This is a genomic window from Paenibacillus sp. cl130 (assembly GCF_900116035.1).
GTDB lineage: Bacteria > Bacillota > Bacilli > Paenibacillales > Paenibacillaceae > Paenibacillus > Paenibacillus polymyxa_B.
Genome location: NZ_FOYG01000010.1, coordinates 72,577 through 92,697, shown reverse-complemented (window position 1 = coordinate 92,697; position 20,121 = coordinate 72,577). Strand labels below are relative to the sequence as shown.

The following is a 20,121-nucleotide window of genomic DNA, read 5'->3' as shown; positions in this document are numbered from 1 at the left end:
TTCAAAGATTCTACCCTTAGAATATAATACATTAGGAATAAATAGGAAGGGGGAACTTATCTATGTTTAAGAAAATGGATATTTACCGAATCCTCACTTTAATATTTGCTGTAGTTGTTATGATCTCTTCCTCTTTATCACTCGCATACCCAGACACCTATAGGGACTCATACAAAATCGCGCAATTTTTTCTAGGGTTTATATTTTTATTTTCTGGAATTACAGAGTTTAAGGCTAACCGTAAGAGTATTGCAATTATCAACTTCTCAGTTTCCCTTCTCACTTTTTTTGTCTCTATATTTACACTTGTAGTGCGAACAGGCTAACCACACGGTTCTATACCTCAGTAACAACCCTTCCGTAGCTCCTCCCTCGTCATGTAAAAGAAAAGCCGAGCGAACTCAGGATCATCTGAATTGCGCTCGGCAAATGTTACGTATTTAGCAATCTTTTAGTTTTCCTCTAATTCTTCAATTCTCTGCCGCTTTCCTATGCCAAAGACAAAATATCCAACAATGACGATCGCCATGAATGATGCCCCGACAATCAACGACAAGCGTGTGTCTGGATTAAACCACATTCCAACGATCACCAGCAACAAAAAGATAATGGTAATGTAATTACTGATCGGAAAAAAACGAGATTTAAAGGTGTGATCCTTCATTTCGTCCTTCCACTTTTTCCTGAATTTAAATTGACTGATGGCTAATGCAAACCACGGTACCATGCCTGGAAGAACACTGGCGCTGTAAATATACAGAAAAAGTTTGGAATCAGGCATTAAATAGTTAAATAACACCCCTACCAGCAGCAAGGAAATGGTCGTTATTATACTATTTCTAGGGACGCCGCTTGGAGAAACTTTCCCGAAAAACTTGGGAGCTTGTCCGTTCTTAGCCAACGTGTATAACATTCTTCCCGCACTGTAAATACCACTGTTACAACCAGACATCGCAGCTGTAAGTACAACAAAGTTAATGATACCCGCAGCAGCCACAATTCCTACCTTGGCAAAAGTCAGAACAAATGGGCTACCGATCTCGCCTATTTGGTTCCAAGGATAAATCGTAACAATGACAAAGATTGCACCCACGTAGAAAATCAGAATACGCCAGATGATGTTTTTAATGGCTTTTCGCAGTGTCATCTTCGGATTTTCAGCTTCACCTGCCGTAATACCTACCATCTCTATCCCTTGGTAAGCCGCTGTTACAATGCAGAGTGCAAATAGAAACCCTTTCAAACCACCTGCAAAGAAGCCTCCCTGGCTGTACAGATTGGATAGACCTATCGGTTGTCCACCGTTACCGAGTCCAAAGAAGATCATCCCCGTACCAACTACTAGCATGAAGATAATGGCGACAATTTTAATCATCGCAAACCAAAACTCAAATTCCCCATAAAATTTCACAGCCGCCAAATTGGCCAATGCAATAATAATTACACCTGCCAAAGCCGGCAACCATTGCGGGATATCTGGGAACCAGTAGCCCACATATACCCCAATCGCAGTAACTTCCGCCATCCCTACGGTAACCCATAAAAACCAATAGCTCCAGGCGGTCAAGAAACCGGCTAAAGGGCTGATATATTTATGAGCAAATGTAGCGAATGAGCCTGTCACCGGTTCAAGAATCAGCATTTCCCCCATGATCCGCATGACAAAAAACATAATAATCCCAGCTAAGAGATACGCCAGCAGCACTGAGGGACCTGCCCATTTTATCGTACTTGCCGATCCCATAAACAAACCGACGCCAATCGTACCTCCAAGCGCAATCAACTCAACGTGCCGTGGCTTTAGCCCTCTCGTTAATTGTTTCGATTCCAAAAGAACGCTCCCCTTCGTATATGTTCATCATCAAACGCTAATGATCCGGAAAACTGTCCCCAAACATTATTAACTTTTCAGACTGACGTGGTCGTGAGTGAACGACAACAAAGTAGTTCCACGATTCGTAAATATACCAGAAAACCACGTCCTATTTACCGTCCAAACCTTACTGTTTCTAAGACCGAGTCCGTAGCATTAGATGCATTGTATGACAAAAAACTCCTAAATACAACTGCTAATTAGCAGACATTTTTATGCATGAAATGGAAAGGAAGGCTATTCATATTTTCTGAACAATGGTCAATTTAATGTAATGCATTAGAGTGCTAAACAAACATATTTCTTCAATGATAAATATCACGATATTAAGTCTATTTGAAATCCGAGATGAAGATATAACTGGTCAATGGATTGATGCAAGTGGCGGATCTCATCTATAAAATTGAAGGGTTCAAAGCCTAGCTAAAGATCAGGCTTTTGAACCCACTTATTCAATGATGAATGAATATGTATTTATTTGAGATTTTTTATAAAATTTTTCTGATCCTTGGTAAACATATAGCCACGTCGTTCATAGAACCTGTGAGCCTGTATCCGACTTGGGTGAGATAATAGTTTGATCCCAGAAAATCCATGGGACTTTCCCCACTGTTCAAGACGCTCAATCAACATGCTACCTACACCTTGATTTCTATACTTTTCTTTAACAACAAATCCTAGTACATTTACCAAAGATTCAGAAAAAAGTAATTCATATGGGCTTCCATGAATATATCCTAATACCTCGTTATTTTCTTCATAAACAAAGATCATATCTTTTGATTCCTTTGTAATCAATTCAATCTTCTCTTTTACTTTTTCTTCAGGAAATAGATATAGATTGGGGTTAAAATCTTGGTTCAACAAATAAATGTCATGATAATCAGATACCCTAATTTCCCTAACATTTTTTTCTTTCACTTTTGAATACCCCCTATTTTCATCATACGATGCTTTATGTCTAAACTCATTAATCCTCACAATCTTGACCGTTAAAACAATTCAGCATCCCAATAAATGCTTCAAGTTTGGAATCCTCCCATGTTGAAATACGTTGATAAAACTCTTTTTCTTTTTCTTTTAAAGCTTCCAAGGCTTTTCCACGACCATTAGCTGTCAGGGATATCAACACACCCCGGCGATCCTCAGGGTGAGTTTCACTTTTTACATATTCCAATTGCTTAAGCTGAGTAACAAGACGGCTGACAGAGCTTCGATCCATAGCGGTGGATTCTGCCAAAAATGTAGCGCTTACCGGGCCGTATGAAAGAAGACAGCGTACGATCAGAAAAGCCGCAGGCTGTAATGATGGATCGAAAAGTGCCGCAGTTCTTACATTGAGTGCATGTGACGCGCTTATAAGTGCATTAAGTTGTTCACCAAGATTCAGTTCTAATTTCTCTCTTGTAGAATTTGGATGTTGAGTTTTATTATCCATATGTCTCCACCTTATTTAAATTAGTATGAATATATTTGACATATATCAATCAAAATACATATACTTGATATATGTCAATCATATTTTCAACTTTGGTAAGTGTCAAGCAGAAGATCTACAGTATAAAGCATCCACAACCGTAAAGCGTGGACATGAATAAGAATGTAATTAGATCGAGAATTTGGAGGATGATTTATATGTCGACATACCCGATTATTGTAATCACTGGTGCTACTAACGGTCTTGGACAATGGGTAGCAATTGAATTAGCCCAACGCGGAGCACATCTAGTCTTAACAGCCAGAAATGAAAAGCGTGCTGAAACGACTAGAAATATTCTGAGAGACTTGGCGCCAAGTACAAAGGTAGACTTTTTTTTCGGGGACCTGTCTCTTATGAAAGATGTCAAACGTATTGGGGATGAAATTAAAGCTAATTATCCAAAGATTGATGTATTAGTGAACAATGCTGGATTACATGGATTTGAACAGCGAATAACCTCAGAGGGTTTGGCAGAAATGATAGCCGTAAACTATCTTGCCCCGTGGCTGTTAACGCATACACTACTCAATTCACTAATGGAATCCACAAATGCTAGGATCGTCAATGTAGCTTCTGAAGCGTCACGCAACCATGGTGAATTAAAATTACCGGAGGATTTAATAGATACATCTGCATTTACCGCAAGAGGTTCATCTAAGATATACGGAAAGACTAAACTTCTTAATATCATGTTTACAGAAGAACTTGGACGTCAATTGGATGGAACCGGAATCGTAGTTAACGCACTTAATCCAGGCTTTAACGTTACCGGCCTTGGCCGTGAGTTAGGATTTTCTTCGGTACTTGCAAAAATATTGAACGTTTTGCATATCGGAGACCCACGGAGAGGAGCAGAAATTATTATTCGTTTAGCAACAGAATCCCAATATCAAGAAGTGACAGGCGGGTATTTTAATGTTGGTACTGGTAAGCTGATTGTGCCGGCATATCCTGGTGGGGATAGCAAGATGCAACGCCTACTTTGGAGTACTACAACCGAATTATTACGGCAAAAAGGCGTTATGGAATGAAATAGAATCTAAAATCGAACAATGTCCCCCCAACGAATGGTTCATTTTGTAAACTAAATCTCTCTTTTAACCGATAAATACATATGTTGGTTCTGTACTTAAATATCTCCTCCCATCTTTACATATTCAAGTACAAACGTGTATTTTTCTAAAAGGGGGCTTTCTATGAACTATCTAGACGAGCATATACTTAGCCTCAAAGCTAAAATGGTGGATCAGAAGACAGCTAATAACGATAATGTGAAATCCATCCCAGCTCAAACCCAGAAATCGGAACTGGACGGTTCCATGTTTGAAGAAACAAAGCTACTTCATGTTGAAAATGATTATCTCACGTTGGAGCCCATTACAATACTACACGGAGAGATTGGTTTCTACATCCCCAAGTCCTTCACTCCTATGCCAATGGAGCAAGCTATAATCAAATATCCTTCAGAGCATCGACCAAAGGTCATTTATACCTCATCTGAGGAGACCATCAATATCACTTTTAATCCTACAGATACCGCTCTGGAAGCGGAAGAACTGCCTGATTTTGTAGAGCAAATGGCGGATATTTTACGGTCTGTACAACCGATTCGCAACTGGTTAGGTACCGAAATGGTCACCAACTGTTCCGGACTTTCAGTTGGGCAGATTCGTTTTGTGGCGGCGGGGATCGACGGTAATCTATACAACAAAATGCTGCTCTTCATCCATAATGGACGAGTTGTCATAGGTTCCTTTAGCTGTCTGGAGGCAGATCTCGAAGTCTGGTTACCTGTAGCAGAATACTGGGTTCAATCCCTTTCTGTCCTTCCACCCTCCATCTATTCTACAAATGAGAAAGGAATGACTACACCATGAGTCTGGGATACGATCAAATTCAAATTCACCCTTATGAACAAATTGATCTGGAGGAGCTTACCTTAACGAAAAAAATTAACGAGCATACTCGGCTTTATTTTACAGGTATTATCCCCGAAGACTTGCAAGACAGCTATGTGGAAACGACAGAAAAAAATACCATCATTGAAGTCAGTCAACAAGATGAATCTGGCGCAAGCAAACCGCTATTTAGTGGGATTGCCCTCTCGGTCGAGGTAAAAGTCGTGCGAGGTGTGTACTATCTGGAGGTGGAAGCTATTTCCCATACTTACCGGATGGACATGAAGCAGCGTACTCGTTCTTTTCAGTATACGAAAATGACGATTCCTCAAATGCTGGAGCACATAGGTAAGGACTATGAAGGACTGGATGTGATCGACGGGGCTACCGGCGGAGAAGCCATCGGACGGCTTGCCATTCAGTATCAGGAGACAGACTGGGCGTTTTTAAGACGCATAGCCTCCCGTTATCATACGAGTCTGATGCCTGTAGCCCGTTTTGACAGTCCCAAATTTTATTTTGGTATTGAGGACAGCCCTGCACAGGCGATACTGGATCATACCCGTTATACCGTACGTAAGCAATTGCTTCCTTTTCGTTATTTTCAGGAGAATGAGCAAACCCAACTGAGTGAACACGATTTTATTTTTTATGAGGTAGAAACGGATGAGGTACTCGACTTGGGCGCTCAGTTGAATTTTCAGGGGCATAACCTGTATGTGATGGAAGCCTACACCGCCATGAGTCAAGGACTGCTGCGGCATCAGTATGTGTTGGGTTCTTACCAAGGATTTCGGCAAAAAGGCTACTACCAGGATAAGCTGGCAGGAGCCTCATTAAGCGGTATTGTGCTGGACGTACGTCAGGATCAGGTGCGCATTCATCTGGATTGTGATGAACAACAGGACACAAACCAAGCACACTGGTTCAACTATTCTACTGTGTACAGTGGCGGTGGCCATACCGGCTGGTACGTCATGCCAGAAAAAGGCGATTCAGTTTCCCTCTATTTCCCCGGTAGTCGGGAAGAAGACGGCGTTGCAGGTAGTGCCGTGAGAAGGGCAGATCGCAAGAGTACGCATAACCATTTTTCCAATCCGCAAATGAAAATATGGCGTACCCCGCATGGCAAGGAAATTCGACTGGGACCGGATGAACTGGTCGTTACAGGTAAGGACGGCGCTATTTATATCAAACTGGACGATAAAGAAGGCATTCATATTGCGAGCAGCAAACAGGTGAATATTACGGCGGGAGGCAATCTCAGCCTGTCTGCGGGAAAGACGATGAGTCTGTCCGCAGGTAGTCAGCTCCGTATGGATTGTAATGGTAGTCATATTGAATTAAGCGGATCGGCGGATATGAAAGGCAGCGAAGTGAAGTCGAATTAAGGATGATTAGACATGGAAAAGCAAACAGATGTGTTAGATCAACAACAAACGGCTCTTCATCAGGCTTGGTCTTTCATTCGCAAAGAATGGGCGTTGACATGTAAATCAACACAAACACAAAGATTACAGCATATAGTAGAACATTTTCGCGCCTTTTGTGAGCTGGTTCGGCAAAAACAACTCACAGGTCGTAAAGGTCATATCGGTTACATCACCTACTCTATGCTGCGCACCACATGGCTTGAACAGAAGCCCGTTTATCTTGTTGAAGCTACGGATGCCTTATGGATGCTTGATGCTGAGCCCGTTCAGTTGGAGTACGATGCAAGTTGGATTTTTCTCTATTGGACTCAATTACGTGAACAACTTGGGGCTGAAACTTTGAAGCAACAAGTCTCCCTTTCCGAACTTGAATTGGAACAGATCATGTTGGAAGCAGCGGGATATCTTCATACGATGATCGTTAGTCTAGTTCGTCAGGCTATGAAGCAAGCAGTCCACCTACCAGAGTTTGAGGCGTTGGATCGTGAAGAAGCTTTTGAGATTCGCGTCGGAGAGTATATGGATCATAGTGTCTCCGTGTATCGGGAAGATCGAAGACCCGTGGATGCAAACATAATAAAGTCTTGGCTGGAGGAAAAAGAAGAATCGGCCTACAGCTACCAAGCACTGTCTCAAGTTCAACTGTCGGATGGAAATTACAGTTCCTTGGATTTTCGCTATACAGTCTTTCGCCAGATCGGGATGCAACAAAGTCAATTGCATCACTGTATCCTCGTAGGCACGGTATGGCAAGAAGCTCAGCTAGATGGAACCGACCTTTCGCACAGCCTGCTTCATGGAGCCGATTTCAGTGGCTGTTCCCTGCAAGAGGCTGTACTGGACGAAGTGATAAGCAATAGCGAATATGGATCGGATGCTTGGCTGGATTGGGAACCGTTAGGATTGGATGGAGTGAATTTTACAAGAGCTAATTTACAGGGAGCTAGTTTTCAACATGCACAGCTTCAAGGAGCTACTTTCCAAGATGCCGCGCTGCAAAGAGCTTTATTTAACAGCGCGGATCTAACAGGTGCCTGCTTTGTAGGAGCCGATGTTACTGACGCTTCGTTTATAGGTGCATGTTTAGTAAACGCTAATTTTACAGGAGCAAAACTACACCGGGTAAGCTTTACAGATGACCAACTAAGCGAAGCCATTGGCCTTGCTGCTATAGAAGCGCCCCTGGCTACACAGATAACAGATGCAGTGAGTAAAGGGGAGTGGATGTCATGAGGTATTACCGACTCATGGTGGACGAGCGCGTAAAGCATCGGGTGGAGACTGCGCCCCTGTCTCCCTTGCAGGTGGAGGATATCCTTTCGGGTCATACCCTTCAGGCGGAGGATACTCCCCTGTTTCTAGCAGTACATACAGATCCACGAACCGTATATCCGGATTTTCTGGAGTTCCCTTTGCCACTGGTTTCAGACTCCATGAAAGCCCTGTTGGAAAAATATATGCCGGAGCTGGAATGGAAGGCCGCTATACTTACCGATTTTCAGAAAGCCAGGCAGGATGTGTACTGGGTACTGCGTCCACCTGTGGTGGATTGTCTTTCCTCACAAACCGAGTGGTATCCCGACCACACCTTGAAGCAATTGGTACTTAAACACGGGAAAATCGAATCCTCTATATTTCGGATTGCCGGCTTGTTGGAAGCACGTATCTATATCAATCTCGCGGTAGCGGAAAGTCTGCTGCGTCGTCCATTTACAGGTGTTCGTGTGCAAAAAGTAGAGATGGCCACAAAGGAGGAATAATCCGTATGGAAGAAGCAAGTGTGCAGCCTGGAACAGGTGCGAAAAAAAGCTATGTCGTGGCAGGTGCGATTTTAAGCTGTAGTTACGGTACACAGCCCACGCGTTTGAAGCGCCCTTTTAGCCATGGGGTGTATGTCAAAAATAAAGCTCAGATGAATATTGGAGATTATGTGCCCGGAGTGAACATAAAATCTTTTGGGAATTGCTCCAGTCCGCTGAATCCGGCTGTGCAAGCCAGTGAGATGGTCGATATTTATGGGGTGAAAAAGGCACCGTGTATTCCTGTCCTTACGATGCCTTGGCTGAACGGAAAAAGCGACATGCGCATCGAAGGCCAGCCTGCTCTTACGCAGAACTGTACGCATCAATGTCTTTATTGCGGACACATACAGATCGAAAATGACGGTCAGGAACTGGATTAATCAGTCGCAACCTACCACTATAAAAACAAAATGCGTTGGTGAGAGATTGGCTATCTTCTCCACCAACGCATAATATAGGTTATCTTCAAATAGTTCGCTCCACATCAGGTACCGCAAAAGGTTCGGTAAGGACAGGTGGATTCCTCAGGCAATGTAGAGTAAATTTCCTGTTCGGTAGAGTAGGCATAAGGGTTCGAAAGAACTTCAAGAAGCTTCTCCATCACGCGGTAGTCTTCTCGTTCCACCGCAGCTTCCAGTGCTTCTTCTACCCGGTGGTTGCGTGGAATGATTGCAGGATTGCTGCTGCGCATCAGCTGATACGAGGAGGCTTGTGATTCCTGCTGTCTGCCCAGCCTCGCCTGCCACTGCTCGTGCCACTGGGTGAATTCCGCAGTGCTGAACAGAACCGTATCCTCCAGCTTGTTCAAAGTTAGGGCACGGAAGGTATTGGTGTAGTCGGCACGATGCTTCTGCATGATACTCAGAAGCTCCTCAATAAGAGATTCATCCTCCTGCTCTTCGTTAAAGATCCCTAGCTTCGCCCGCATTCCTGCAAGCCAATGATGGTGAAACATTTTTACAAAATCTGAAATTGCATCCTCAGCCAGTGTGACAGCCTGCTCCCTGTTGTCATGCAGCAGTGGCAAGAGCGTCTCAGCAAATCTCGCGAGATTCCACGCAGCAATATGCGGCTGATTGGCATAAGCATAGCGGCCCTGCCTATCGATGGAACTGAACACCGTCTCAAGATTATAGGTATCCATGAAGGCGCAAGGACCATAATCAATGGTTTCTCCGCTAAGGGTCATATTGTCGGTGTTCATCACCCCATGAATAAAACCAACCAGCTGCCATTTGGCAATCAGCTCGGTCTGACGCTTAATCACTTCCTGAAGCAGTGAAAGGTAACGGTTTTCGTCATTGGCAACTTCCGGGTAGTGTCTTTCCAATGTATAATCAGCCAGAGCACGGAGATCTTGAGACGTGCCCCATGCTGAGACGTATTGAAAGGTTCCGACGCGAAGATGACTGGCAGCCACACGGGTCAGAATGGCTCCGGGCTGCTCGGTTTCCCGGATGATCGACTCACCCGTGGATACGACCGCCAAGCTGCGGGTGGTAGCAATACCTAGCGCATGCATCGCCTCACTGATGATGTATTCGCGAAGCATCGGACCAAGTGCCGCACGACCGTCACCACCACGGGAGTATGGCGTTCTGCCTGAGCCCTTGAGCTGAATATCAACCCGTTCACCCAAGGGATTGATCTGTTCGCCAAGCAGCAGAGCACGTCCGTCTCCTAACATGTTAAAATGCCCGAATTGATGCCCTGCGTAAGCTTGAGCAAGAGGCATAGCCCCTTCAGGAACCTGGTTGCCGGCCAGCTCCGCTACGCCATCATTCCCTTGCAGCGCCGTGCCGTTCAACCCCAGTGATGCTGCCAACGGATGATTAAGAATGATCAGCTTTGGTGAGCGGACAGGAGTTAGGTTGAGCTTTGTAAACAATGATTCCGGCAAACGAGAGTAACTGTTGTCGAAGTTCCACCCTATTTGATCTGCTATTTCTTTTTTCTCCGTCATAGTGGCTCCTTTTCTGCTGCGGTATCTTAGGTTTTCCCATTTTAGTTTTTACTTCTGCCCATTTATTATCCAATTATGAAACATGGAACATACAATATGCTTTTTTATTATAATCGATTATCAAACATTAATTGTATTTGAATACCGAATGGGTCTTCAATAATACCGTAGGCTTGGCTAAACACATTATTAGATAAAGGCACAATAATTTTCACTCGATCATCTGTAATTAAGCTATCATAAAAACGTTTAATTTCTTCTAGGTCAGCACTTTGAATACATAATGAAGTATTATTCCCTACTGTATATTCTTCACTGGGATTCATTGTATCTTCTGCTATCATTACTTTTGTTTTTCCGATGGATAAGACTGAATGAGAAATATAATTTTTATTTTCATCCGTAAGCTGTATGGAGCTGTCACGTTGGGCCATGTCTTGATAGGTAACCAGAAACAATTCCTCTGCGCTGAAGTGTTTTTTGTAAAAATGTATAGCTTCTTTTGCCTTTCCGTTCATGGATAAGAAAATAGCTACTTCTAATGTTGTACTCATGGTATCAATCTCCTTTTATATGTGCTTTTAGTCAGATATCTTATGAATTTGATATATTCCCTTGAACTTATTATCATATAAAAAGGTATCAAAACATGACACCTTTATAAGGAGATTTAGATGAAGAAATCGGAAAGATTAAATGACATGATCAGATACTTAAACAGTCGAGAGTTTTTTAATTTAAATGACCTAATGGATAAATACCATATCTCAAAAAGTACAGCTCTACGTGATATTAGTTCATTGGAACAATTAGGTATGCCTATTTTTTCGGAACATGGCAGACATGGACGATATGGTATCCTAAAAAATAGATTGTTATCCCCCATTATTTTTACGATGGATGAAGTGTATGCTCTGTACTTTGCAATGTTGACGTTAGAAGCTTATCAATCCACCCCCTTTCATTTAAGTGTTAATCAACTGAATGAAAAGTTTGAACACTGTCTTTCTAAAATACAAATAAACCAGATTCATAAAATGAAAAAGGTTTTACAATTTGAAACATATCAGCATAATCATGTTAGTCGTTATTTAGATAAAATTCTAACAAGCATTCTTAATGAGAGTACCTGTAAAGTTAAATATGTAAAAAATAATCAGAAAAAAAGTTACTATATTCAATTTTTCAAAATTTCCGCTAAGTTTGGTCAATGGTATGCTACTGGAATAGAGTTACATACGAATAAATATAGAGTTTTCAGATGTGATCGAATAACCCTTATAGAAGAGGAGAACAATTCTCGCTTTTCTATAGATGAACTTCTTAGTCGTTCATTAGAAATGTATCAAACTGAGAAGAGCATTGACTTTGAAGTAGAGATTGTAGAACAAGCCAAGGATATTTTTTATAAAGAACATTATCCTTCTATGAAAATAGAAAATGGTGATAAGACAGTCATTAAGGGATTCTATAATCCAGGAGAAGAAGAATTTATCGCTCATTATTTTATGAGATATGGTCATTATGTACGATCAGTGAAGCCTGAATCTTTAAAACAGATTATTAAAGATAGAGTTGAGCACCTCTTAAACCACTATCAAAAATTATAAGGTAAAAAGGCTTTTAAGGCAGAATGCAGAAAACTTCACACCCTTTAGGAGATCTTTGGTCTATTCATTTACATTCTAGTAAAGAAAAGGAACCTGCAAGCTCCTTTTCTTTACTAGCTATGACATTTGAATCATGGCCTCCGTTTGGCGATAACAGCATAGGATACCGTTCTTGTGAATCCAGTTGGATTCCATGCAGTAAATACCCATCTGTCTTCGGCCGCGGAATAATTATTGAGAAGAAACCCTTGTTCATTTCCAGAGAAAGTCCATGCACCGCTAATCAGATTGTAGGCGTTACCGTTAATCGTAGTGCTTCTAAAGCTATTAGGAGAAATAGTGATCGGTGCGAAAGTGAATCGTGCGAACCCATCTCCAAGTTGAGTTACACGAATGGCTTTTTTAAGATTCATAATCACGTGACTATTTTTTTTCAGTTTTTTTCCCAACTTTGCTTCTGTTTTTTTAATTTTCATTAAGGTTGCCTTTCTCAAAGAAATCATCTCCTTAATTGTTTTACTTATAGTTAATGATGGAGTAGATACTTTTGAATGGACAAAATCCCCGGTAAATTGGCTTGATTTTCTGGAGGTGCTGAAACAAAAAGCCCTTCCTTAAAATAAAGGAGGGCTTGATACCGCTACTTCTCATTATTTTCCGTTCCTATACCGATTTTGTTAAGCCGATATGGGTGATCATGGTGTCATACGGTTCTAATTCCATGGTTTGTTTGCCATATTCCGTTTCAATCGTCGTTCTTTGAAGTTGATCGCTATTGTTAATAACAACCAACATTTTACTTTCTGGATAATAAGCACACTCTGTATATAGGTTATCCGTAATGTACTTCGTTTCATGTAACTCATTGCCTGCAAAGCGAATCAAATTCAGCAGCAACCTTGTGTTTTCCCAGCTGAATTCGAAAGAAGGAAGGTAGATCCCCTTTCCTTTACCAAAGGCATGAGTAGACAGTGTTATCATACCACTCGTTTCTTCCACTACCGCAGCTGACCCATCAGTAAGATAAATGCTATTCTTTGGCGTTATACTGGCTCCTTCAGGCACCAATCCATGCTCATCCCTAACCTCATAAGTCCATCTTCCATGACCTACTCTGGAGCCTGTATCCTCATCCAGTCCAAGAACATGTGCCATTCTGAAAAAGCTGTCGTGACCTTCAACCGCAGAAGGCTGGTTGATGCCAATAAAGGTACCACCCTCATAAACCCATTTCGTCAGTAAGTCCACACACTTGTTGTCATTCCAGTACTCCCCACCACTCCATGCTGAACCAGCAGAGCCGGCATTGATCACTACATCACAATCCTGTAGAATTCCCTGACGGATATCTTCAAAATCAATGAATTGCACTTCAATCGGCAATCCGGATAAAGCCTCATTGACATGAATCAAATCATGCATATACGTTTCATGGAAATGTCCGGACAATGTCCACGATCTCAATTTTCCCCAACTATGCAGAATAGCTACCTTCGTCTTCATGTGATAGGGCTTGCCTTCATGGTGCAGTTCCTTAATTTCTCTGAACTCATTGGCAATCTTTTCGATGTAATCGCAAAAATCCGGGTAAGGCTCTACAAGATGCAAATATCCGCCCAGTCCAATCCGGTCAATAGGCTCCCGCAGCAAGGCGCGCCGAATATTAATCCAATACTTTTTGGCATCCAGCGTGGGGTTCCCCCCTTCCATAAAGGTAGGAAGTCCGCCTAAACCAACCGGAAATAAGTATGGATGCAGCCGAATCTCATGCGTATTCACTTTTACACCTGAGCAAAGTCTCGCCTCGTAACCTGAGAACACACATTTAATCAACCCGTCAAATCCAAACTCTTGAAAACGGTCATTGTAAGGCTCCATACCAACCCAACTGTCATCATAGAAAACATAGGCCAGCTTGTCGTGCCTATGCACAATGTCAATTAATTTCTTGCCAAATTCGATTACAAAATCATTGATAAATGCCATCCAATCCAGCTTGCGCTGCTCAGCCGGGATATGACTGACGCGGTATTTCCCGCCATTCACAAAATCCTCGGCAGTCATCGAATACCCGTATTTCTTGGCAAACAGATCAAGCGCTCTTGAACTTACCGTAAAATCATATGAACCCCAGTCAGAGAACAGATGGCGATTGCGCTCATTACTACCCCAGATCCAGGCGAAATTATAAAATAAGGAGGTAAACCGAACAACCGTGGTTTCCTTATGATGGAGACACCAATCTTCCATCCAATCCAGCAGATACTTTTGCGTTTCTGCATAGACGGGATCAATCTGCATCAAATGCTCTTTGTCCCAATGATTCGTTGTGTGATTGTACATGGAAATCTCTTCCCAGATCCGGTAGGCCATGAAGCTTACGGTGTATTTATGCCAAGGAACAATTCCGGTAATGACTACATTTCCGGATTCCCTTTCATAATTCCACTGTTCTCTTGGAACTTCCTCCCCGGTCGTTCTGTCAAAAACCTGCCAATAGTTAAACGCCTCTTTAGAATCATTAACTTTGAATTGTTCAGCAAAAAAATCCTCCATCAGATAGATGGATACATAATCTTGTACAGCTACCTTCGGATTTGTAATTAAAAAACACTGCTGCAGCTTATCAAGATTGTGGGACGCCCACTCATTATGATCTCTGATGATACAGATTGTCGAATATATGCCGTACCCAGCGTTTATAATCTCATCGGACAATTGCGTGCCGTCACTGTCACGGATGACATCGGCACCCCACCGTTCAGCTAATTTCAGGGTCAGCGCCTCATAACCGGATTCTCCCGGTAGTGTAAAGGCCCCCGTAGTTTGTTTAGACAACTTGGTTCCCTCCTAATTCAACATATCGGATAGAAAAGCCAATGCCAGGCCTTGACCCCAGCCCTGAATCCAGTCTTTTGGAATATTACGATACCCATCCCGATCTTTCATAACCGCTGTGCCGCCCGACACACCTAGTACCCGTCCGTCCTCGCTAATATGGTTCAAGATGCCGTCCAATGCCTTTTGCACGTATTTGGTATGCAACGGATTGCCGTTATTGATCATGGCTGCCGCGATACCGCAAGATGCAGACACCTCCTCGTAGGACTCCTCGTCATCCAGTACCGTCCGCCACAGGCCGTTCTCCGTTTGAACACCCTTCAGTGCAGCCAGTTGATCTCGAAGCGAACACTCCACGTCCATGCACTGTGGATATAAATACCAGTCCTTCAAATGAATTTTAACTTGCGACATGGTATAGGCTCCCCAAGCATTCGCTCTCCCCCAGAAAAATCCGGACATGTGATCCTGCTTGACATTATTGTAGCCATGGTACCAGAAACCGCTACTAGGATCTTGCAGGTATTTGATATGCCAGTAATATTGGTTTAAGGCGTCCTGGATCATTTCCTCATCCTTTAATTTGGTTCCTACACGCAGCAGAAAAAATGCCGCCATAAACAATGTGTCCGCCCATGCCTGTTCTGGAAAATCATTAGCAACGGATACCGTATGCTGCAGAACATTGTCTCCGAACCTGAGAGCATGGTTCCGAATATAATCCACCTTGCTCATCACAATATCCCAATATTTCTGGTCCCCTGTTTCTTCATACAATGTGATCAGCATATGACCCATAGCACATGTGTTTACCGTCCAATGCGGCAGCCCCAGCTCGATATATTCATCCGCCCACTGCACAAGCATATTCAAATACTCTTTATTTCCTGTTTTGGTATAGGCTCTGGATACACCATAATAGGCCACACCGCAAGGCCAGTCCCACGTCAAATCCATCGCCATTGTTTTTCTGACGACTTTGTCGATGACTCTTAATATTTCTTCCTTGTCATAAGTTAATTGAAGCATCTATGTTCTCCTCTCTTTCGCACACGCCCCCAAAGGCGCTTGAGAGCTGTTCGTCACCGTTTTGAAAACGCTTTACTTATTCCATTGTACGCAGTAAAATAGTCTCCATCTAAGCATATTCGCAACAAAACTGTGCAATTCCAATCATTTATGTGATGATTTTGCAAAAATCCAATAAGCGACTTCCAATAAACAGTATATAGATCGAAATGGTCTAGTTCGTCTATATATTGCACCTTGGAGCGATTGGAATCGAATTTTGCAAAATCCTGATGTATATCTGCTGGTTAAAATCAAAGTCATGGGGGTATTGAATATGCCCAGAAAAAAGAAGCCCGTTATAGAATATCGGCACTACAGCTTGCCTATAAATTTCCCTGTCTTGCTATTAAGCGGTGAGCGTTGGAAGATTTCAGATATTAAAAGTGAGCATCTCCATTTCCATAACCATTTAGAGATTGGTATATGCTATTCAGATAGCGGCATCATGGAGATCAAAGGAGATTCTGTACCCTTCAAAGCGGGCGATGTGACCTTCATCCCCAGGTATCTTCCTCATACCACGTATAGTTCGCCAAATACAGCCAGTCTTTGGTCTTATATCTTTTTTTCGCCAGAGGATCTCTTTCAACATTCATTTAAAAGTGCTTACAGCAACTTCGAGCCGAATTTGTGGGTGGTTAAGGGTATGAACTGTATATTGGATAAGGAGCAACATCCCAAGGTTTATACACTTGCGACTTCAATCGTAGAGGAATTAAAACAGCAGAATCCTTACTATCAGGAAAGTGCCTACGGCTTATTGCTATCCCTTTATATAGAACTCCTTAGAATTCATTCCAGGAATGAACTGTTGGCAGATCAAGAAACAGAGCATAGTCTGAAAAGCGATTTTGTCATTTCTCCGGTTCTGGAATACATCACGAAAAACTATATGAACCCCATTACCATGGATTTTTTGGCCGATCTGTGCCATCTAAGTACAACTCATTTCCGAAGAAAATTCCATGAAATTATGGGGACGTCGCCTCTCGATTTCCTAAACAGCACCCGAATCGAAGAGGCTTGCAAGCAGTTAAAAAGCACGGAGGATTCTATTCTTTCGATCTCCGAACAAGTCGGTTTTCATTCCATTTCCAGCTTCAACCGTTGCTTTTCCAGGCTTATGGGAAAGCCGCCAAAAGAATGGCGTAAAGGGGCGCAATCCGAAGCGCAATCCGCGAAAGCGTCTATACTGGAGTTTACGGGGTGGGTTTGATTTTACCAAACGGAATCAAGCAGCTCGTCCAGTTCCCGAATTCTGGCCACCGATGGTGTTTGTATAAGGTTGCCTTTGACCATGACCATAGCTACATCCGACAAAGCTTTTATGTTGTTCAAAGGGTTTTGCTCCATCACGATTAAATCCGCCTGTTTTCCGATATCAATGCTCCCTGTAAGGTGATCAATGCCTAAGATTTCCGCATTAGATTTTGTTACCCGTTCGATGACCTGACCCGCGTTCAGTTTCGTTTGTCTCATAAAGTGGTCCAGTTCCCGCCAAATATCATAGTGGGTGACGTAGGACATTGCGGCATCCGCTCCAACCCCGATTTTGATATGATGTTCCACAGCCTGTCGTAGCCCCTTCAGCATAGAGTCGTACACAAGCCGGGAATTTTCCTTAACAGTCTCATTCACCTTCGTTAGGTTCGTGTCCAACTTCGCAGTGGGATACGCAGCCTGCATCGTAGGAATCAAGGCGGTATAGCCCTTTAATGCCCTAGGATTGTTTTTGTACAGACTTATGATCTCCTCATCCATCTCCGCACCGTGTTCAATGGTATCCACCCCGCCCTTTAGCGCGATTCTTACGCCTTCGGTACTTTCCACATGGGCCGCTACACGCATACCGATTTTATGGGCTTCCTCGCAGATGGCGGCAACCTCTTCCTCCGTCATTTGCAAGCGGCCTGCTTCACCGACCATGTTGGCATCGGTAACCCCGCCAGTCACGCATATTTTGATTAGATCTACTCCGTTTTTCACATTGAGTCTTACATTTTTTCTCGCTTCCCATGGCGAATCGCCGATCAAAGCCAAATAGGGTGCCCCATGACCACCCGTTACGCTCAGGAAATACCCGGACACCAAAAGATTGGGGCCAACAAACCGGTTTGCATTAATTTCATCTCGAAGCTGTACATCAGTATAAAAAAACTCGCCGACGCTGCGCATCGTGGTTACACCGGAATGCAGTGCCGTCAGTGCATTTTTCTTCACCCGTTTTTTTAACACACTTCGGCCCAGCCTCGTATCCAAAATATGATGGAATGCAAAATTCAGCAGCCCTTCGCTTGCAGACAGCGTAAATGGCTTTCCATCTGCAAAAAGATGGACGTGCGCATTAATGAGGCCAGGCATCACATATTTCCCCGATACATCGATCGTTTGATAATGGCTGGGGATAGACAAATCGCTTGTCTTCCCGATCTCCTGAATCAGCCCGTCTTCGTGAATTAAAATCGTCATCATTTTTTCAACGTCTTTTTTCGCGTCTCCATAAATCACATTGCAGTTCTTAAGTGCATAACCTGTCTTCATCGTTTCTCCCTCCTGTTTACGCTCACGGTGTTTAATAATGAATTACTTATTCATTTTTGGAACAAAAAAATATAGGGACTGTCTTGATGCCAGAAAAATGATAGACTGTCCCGCAAATAATCATTCCTACTTGTCGACATTATTCATTCAAGTTTTTTAGTCCATGTAGCCTGTATAGACTAAGTGCCTCAAAAATCCGTTTCCGGCTATCGGCGCTCATATCCCTCTTCAATAAATCCAAAATCATATTGATGACATTATTGGCAATGATGTTCAGCAAAATCATATTCTCATCGGTTCCGATTTCATACCTTTTATAAGTATTTTTCAAATAGGGCTTCTTGGTTTCGATCATCAAATCGATCAGTTCGTTTTTTGCATCGCTGTAAATCGTGCCTTTATTTTTTTCGAAAATAATGACGATCTGCATGCTATATTGAGTTAATAGGTTGATTTGCTCCTGAACAATGGCCGATTTTTTTTCGTTATTGGTTTCTTCAAAAAAAGTCTGGTTATCGATATGAATGCTTTCCACTAACACATTCTTCAAATATTCCACTAAAGACGGCGGAACAACCGAATAAAATAACTCCTTTTTATTTTTAAAATAAGTATAAATATTTCCGACTGAAATTTGGATTTCATCCGCAATATCGCTCATTTTGGCATCTACAAAGCCTTTTCGAAAAAACACCTTTAAAGCGGCTGATTCAATTTCTTTTTTCACTTCATCTTTTTTCGCCTGTATAATAAACACCCTCAATCAATAATGAATAAACCATTCATTTTTAGTGTAATTCAGTGGCTTAGATCTGTCAAACCAGAGCAAAACAACAGAAACTTTGATAGTTATGATAGGTGATAATTCCATTGCATAGCCCAATATAAAAAAACAGGGAAAAGACATGACGGAAGCGGGTTTGTCCCGTTTTCCACTCAACTTTTTTCCCCGATTTCTTTCAAGTCCTTATTCATGTTTTCAGTGAGAACAACCCTGACACGATGTGTCCTCATCATTGAAAGTTATTTATTTTCATAACGTACTGCGCCGTAACTCATAAAAATACTGCACAATGGGATGCTTTAACTTCATCTTCTCGGTCATGTTTAATATTCGCTTTTTTCCAACTCGTCTGTCCACTAAAGCTAGAATATTCAATAAGATATCATTACTCTCTAAGCTGTCCTCTATAGAAGTAGTTAAAAACTTATTAGCTACAACATTAAAATTAGACTTGCTTAATGAGGCCTGTGCTGACAAAAGCTCCTTTGCATGCTCTGATATTTTTCTACTTCTTGCAATTACTTGTAGACGATCCTCCGGAACGTTCCCATTAGTATCTTTTCTGACCGCTTCAATTTCTTCATTGCTGATAGGAACTTGGATATCTGGATCATTCTTGATCTCCAACTCCGTCTGATACCATTTGATTGGACTAGTGATATCATTCATATTGAGTATGTTCTTCTTATCTACAGTTATATAACAAATTCCAGACTTATCAGGCAAATAACGGTAACTGGTCGCTCGGTATTCGACCCTTCCGTCTAACGCAGGACAGCGGAAGCTCTCCAGTTGTTGCTTCAATTTACTCCAGGACATATACCC

General features: G+C 42.4%; 20 protein-coding genes. 9 read left to right on the top strand and 11 right to left on the bottom strand.

The features are described 5' to 3' along the window. Positions 1-62: 62 nt before the first annotated feature. Positions 63-326, top strand: a complete 264-nt coding sequence (locus BM358_RS22800) for a DUF3953 domain-containing protein (protein ID WP_049828455.1) — start codon at positions 63-65, stop codon at positions 324-326. 125 nt (positions 327-451) lie between these two features. On the opposite strand, the gene BM358_RS22795 is transcribed toward BM358_RS22800, so the two are convergent. The 3 genes from BM358_RS22795 to BM358_RS22785 all read right to left on the bottom strand — a co-directional run bounded on the left by BM358_RS22795 (position 452) and on the right by BM358_RS22785 (position 3,311). Next, the gene (locus BM358_RS22795) at positions 452-1,831 is read right to left on the bottom strand and encodes an amino acid permease (RefSeq protein WP_028542026.1); all 1,380 of its coding nucleotides are present in this window, start codon (positions 1,829-1,831) and stop codon (positions 452-454) included. A 516-nt stretch (positions 1,832-2,347) separates the two neighbouring features. After that, positions 2,348-2,794: a GNAT family N-acetyltransferase gene (locus BM358_RS22790; protein WP_028542025.1), complete on the bottom strand. Its 447-nt coding sequence runs from the start codon at positions 2,792-2,794 to the stop codon at positions 2,348-2,350. A 49-nt stretch (positions 2,795-2,843) separates the two neighbouring features. Continuing rightward, positions 2,844-3,311 (bottom strand): MarR family winged helix-turn-helix transcriptional regulator, encoded by a 468-nt coding sequence (locus tag BM358_RS22785; RefSeq protein ID WP_028542024.1) that lies wholly within the window; start codon positions 3,309-3,311, stop codon positions 2,844-2,846. Between the two features lie 197 nt (positions 3,312-3,508). Here BM358_RS22785 and BM358_RS22780 point away from each other — a divergent pair, with 197 nt between their 5' ends. The 6 genes from BM358_RS22780 (at position 3,509) to BM358_RS22755 (ending at position 8,866) form a co-directional block, all read left to right on the top strand. Continuing rightward, positions 3,509-4,384, top strand: coding sequence for an SDR family NAD(P)-dependent oxidoreductase (locus BM358_RS22780; protein WP_028542023.1), 876 nt, complete (start codon positions 3,509-3,511; stop codon positions 4,382-4,384). Positions 4,385-4,549: 165 nt separating this feature from the next. Beyond that, the gene (locus BM358_RS22775) at positions 4,550-5,230 is read left to right on the top strand and encodes a hypothetical protein (RefSeq protein WP_028542022.1); all 681 of its coding nucleotides are present in this window, start codon (positions 4,550-4,552) and stop codon (positions 5,228-5,230) included. Beyond that, positions 5,227-6,642, top strand: coding sequence for a phage baseplate assembly protein V (locus tag BM358_RS22770; RefSeq protein WP_028542021.1), 1,416 nt, complete (start codon positions 5,227-5,229; stop codon positions 6,640-6,642). The genes BM358_RS22775 and BM358_RS22770 overlap by 4 nt, the downstream gene beginning before the upstream one ends. A 12-nt stretch (positions 6,643-6,654) precedes the next feature. Then, the gene (locus BM358_RS22765; RefSeq protein ID WP_028542020.1) at positions 6,655-7,917 is read left to right on the top strand and encodes a pentapeptide repeat-containing protein; all 1,263 of its coding nucleotides are present in this window, start codon (positions 6,655-6,657) and stop codon (positions 7,915-7,917) included. After that, complete coding sequence (locus tag BM358_RS22760) at positions 7,914-8,444, top strand: hypothetical protein (RefSeq protein WP_028542019.1); 531 nt, start codon at positions 7,914-7,916, stop codon at positions 8,442-8,444. Before BM358_RS22765 ends, BM358_RS22760 begins: the two co-directional genes overlap by 4 nt. A 5-nt stretch (positions 8,445-8,449) precedes the next feature. Then, entirely contained in the window at positions 8,450-8,866 is a 417-nt protein-coding gene (locus BM358_RS22755) for a DUF4280 domain-containing protein (RefSeq protein ID WP_013308879.1), read from the top strand. Between the two features lie 104 nt (positions 8,867-8,970). On the opposite strand, the gene BM358_RS22750 is transcribed toward BM358_RS22755, so the two are convergent. Next, positions 8,971-10,449, bottom strand: a complete 1,479-nt coding sequence (locus BM358_RS22750) for a protein adenylyltransferase SelO (protein WP_028542018.1) — start codon at positions 10,447-10,449, stop codon at positions 8,971-8,973. A 107-nt stretch (positions 10,450-10,556) separates the two neighbouring features. Further along, the gene (locus BM358_RS22745) at positions 10,557-11,003 is read right to left on the bottom strand and encodes a VOC family protein (RefSeq protein ID WP_028542017.1); all 447 of its coding nucleotides are present in this window, start codon (positions 11,001-11,003) and stop codon (positions 10,557-10,559) included. 120 nt (positions 11,004-11,123) lie between these two features. Here BM358_RS22745 and BM358_RS22740 point away from each other — a divergent pair, with 120 nt between their 5' ends. After that, positions 11,124-12,059, top strand: a complete 936-nt coding sequence (locus BM358_RS22740) for a helix-turn-helix transcriptional regulator (protein WP_028542016.1) — start codon at positions 11,124-11,126, stop codon at positions 12,057-12,059. Between the two features lie 131 nt (positions 12,060-12,190). Here BM358_RS22740 and BM358_RS22735 read toward each other — a convergent pair whose 3' ends face one another. The 3 genes from BM358_RS22735 to BM358_RS22725 all read right to left on the bottom strand — a co-directional run bounded on the left by BM358_RS22735 (position 12,191) and on the right by BM358_RS22725 (position 15,929). Continuing rightward, a complete protein-coding gene (locus tag BM358_RS22735; RefSeq protein ID WP_231517217.1) occupies positions 12,191-12,562 on the bottom strand; it encodes a hypothetical protein in 372 nt (123 codons plus the stop codon). Between the two features lie 160 nt (positions 12,563-12,722). Beyond that, entirely contained in the window at positions 12,723-14,897 is a 2,175-nt protein-coding gene (gnpA, locus tag BM358_RS22730) for a 1,3-beta-galactosyl-N-acetylhexosamine phosphorylase (protein WP_028542014.1), read from the bottom strand. Positions 14,898-14,909: 12 nt separating this feature from the next. Further along, a complete protein-coding gene (locus tag BM358_RS22725) occupies positions 14,910-15,929 on the bottom strand; it encodes a glycoside hydrolase family 88/105 protein (RefSeq protein ID WP_028542013.1) in 1,020 nt (339 codons plus the stop codon). Between the two features lie 301 nt (positions 15,930-16,230). Here BM358_RS22725 and BM358_RS22720 point away from each other — a divergent pair, with 301 nt between their 5' ends. Further along, positions 16,231-17,187 (top strand): AraC family transcriptional regulator, encoded by a 957-nt coding sequence (locus BM358_RS22720; protein WP_331280960.1) that lies wholly within the window; start codon positions 16,231-16,233, stop codon positions 17,185-17,187. A gap of 2 nt (positions 17,188-17,189) precedes the next feature. Here BM358_RS22720 and BM358_RS22715 read toward each other — a convergent pair whose 3' ends face one another. The 3 genes from BM358_RS22715 to BM358_RS22705 all read right to left on the bottom strand — a co-directional run bounded on the left by BM358_RS22715 (position 17,190) and on the right by BM358_RS22705 (position 20,115). Continuing rightward, positions 17,190-18,512, bottom strand: a complete 1,323-nt coding sequence (locus BM358_RS22715; RefSeq protein WP_028542011.1) for a metal-dependent hydrolase family protein — start codon at positions 18,510-18,512, stop codon at positions 17,190-17,192. 139 nt (positions 18,513-18,651) lie between these two features. Next, a complete protein-coding gene (locus BM358_RS22710; RefSeq protein WP_256253388.1) occupies positions 18,652-19,239 on the bottom strand; it encodes a TetR/AcrR family transcriptional regulator in 588 nt (195 codons plus the stop codon). Between the two features lie 306 nt (positions 19,240-19,545). Further along, positions 19,546-20,115 carry an SF0329 family protein gene (locus BM358_RS22705; protein ID WP_028542009.1) on the bottom strand — a complete coding sequence of 190 codons (570 nt, stop codon included), beginning with the start codon at positions 20,113-20,115 and terminating at the stop codon, positions 19,546-19,548. Positions 20,116-20,121: the final 6 nt, after the last annotated feature.

What these genes read in the sequence shown, in the direction of transcription:
- BM358_RS22705 (WP_028542009.1), bottom strand. Translation starts at nt 20,115, where the DNA reads ATGTCCTGGAGTAAATTGAAGCAACAACTGGAGAGCTTCCGCTGTCCT.
- BM358_RS22785 (WP_028542024.1), bottom strand. Translation starts at nt 3,311, where the DNA reads ATGGATAATAAAACTCAACATCCAAATTCTACAAGAGAGAAATTAGAA.
- BM358_RS22745 (WP_028542017.1), bottom strand. Translation starts at nt 11,003, where the DNA reads ATGAGTACAACATTAGAAGTAGCTATTTTCTTATCCATGAACGGAAAG.
- BM358_RS22765 (WP_028542020.1), top strand. Translation starts at nt 6,655, where the DNA reads ATGGAAAAGCAAACAGATGTGTTAGATCAACAACAAACGGCTCTTCAT.
- BM358_RS22775 (WP_028542022.1), top strand. Translation starts at nt 4,550, where the DNA reads ATGAACTATCTAGACGAGCATATACTTAGCCTCAAAGCTAAAATGGTG.
- BM358_RS22740 (WP_028542016.1), top strand. Translation starts at nt 11,124, where the DNA reads ATGAAGAAATCGGAAAGATTAAATGACATGATCAGATACTTAAACAGT.
- BM358_RS22715 (WP_028542011.1), bottom strand. Translation starts at nt 18,512, where the DNA reads ATGAAGACAGGTTATGCACTTAAGAACTGCAATGTGATTTATGGAGAC.
- BM358_RS22780 (WP_028542023.1), top strand. Translation starts at nt 3,509, where the DNA reads ATGTCGACATACCCGATTATTGTAATCACTGGTGCTACTAACGGTCTT.
- BM358_RS22720 (WP_331280960.1), top strand. Translation starts at nt 16,231, where the DNA reads ATGGGGGTATTGAATATGCCCAGAAAAAAGAAGCCCGTTATAGAATAT.
- BM358_RS22735 (WP_231517217.1), bottom strand. Translation starts at nt 12,562, where the DNA reads ATGATTTCTTTGAGAAAGGCAACCTTAATGAAAATTAAAAAAACAGAA.
- BM358_RS22725 (WP_028542013.1), bottom strand. Translation starts at nt 15,929, where the DNA reads ATGCTTCAATTAACTTATGACAAGGAAGAAATATTAAGAGTCATCGAC.
- BM358_RS22770 (WP_028542021.1), top strand. Translation starts at nt 5,227, where the DNA reads ATGAGTCTGGGATACGATCAAATTCAAATTCACCCTTATGAACAAATT.
- BM358_RS22750 (WP_028542018.1), bottom strand. Translation starts at nt 10,449, where the DNA reads ATGACGGAGAAAAAAGAAATAGCAGATCAAATAGGGTGGAACTTCGAC.
- BM358_RS22760 (WP_028542019.1), top strand. Translation starts at nt 7,914, where the DNA reads ATGAGGTATTACCGACTCATGGTGGACGAGCGCGTAAAGCATCGGGTG.
- BM358_RS22755 (WP_013308879.1), top strand. Translation starts at nt 8,450, where the DNA reads ATGGAAGAAGCAAGTGTGCAGCCTGGAACAGGTGCGAAAAAAAGCTAT.
- BM358_RS22800 (WP_049828455.1), top strand. Translation starts at nt 63, where the DNA reads ATGTTTAAGAAAATGGATATTTACCGAATCCTCACTTTAATATTTGCT.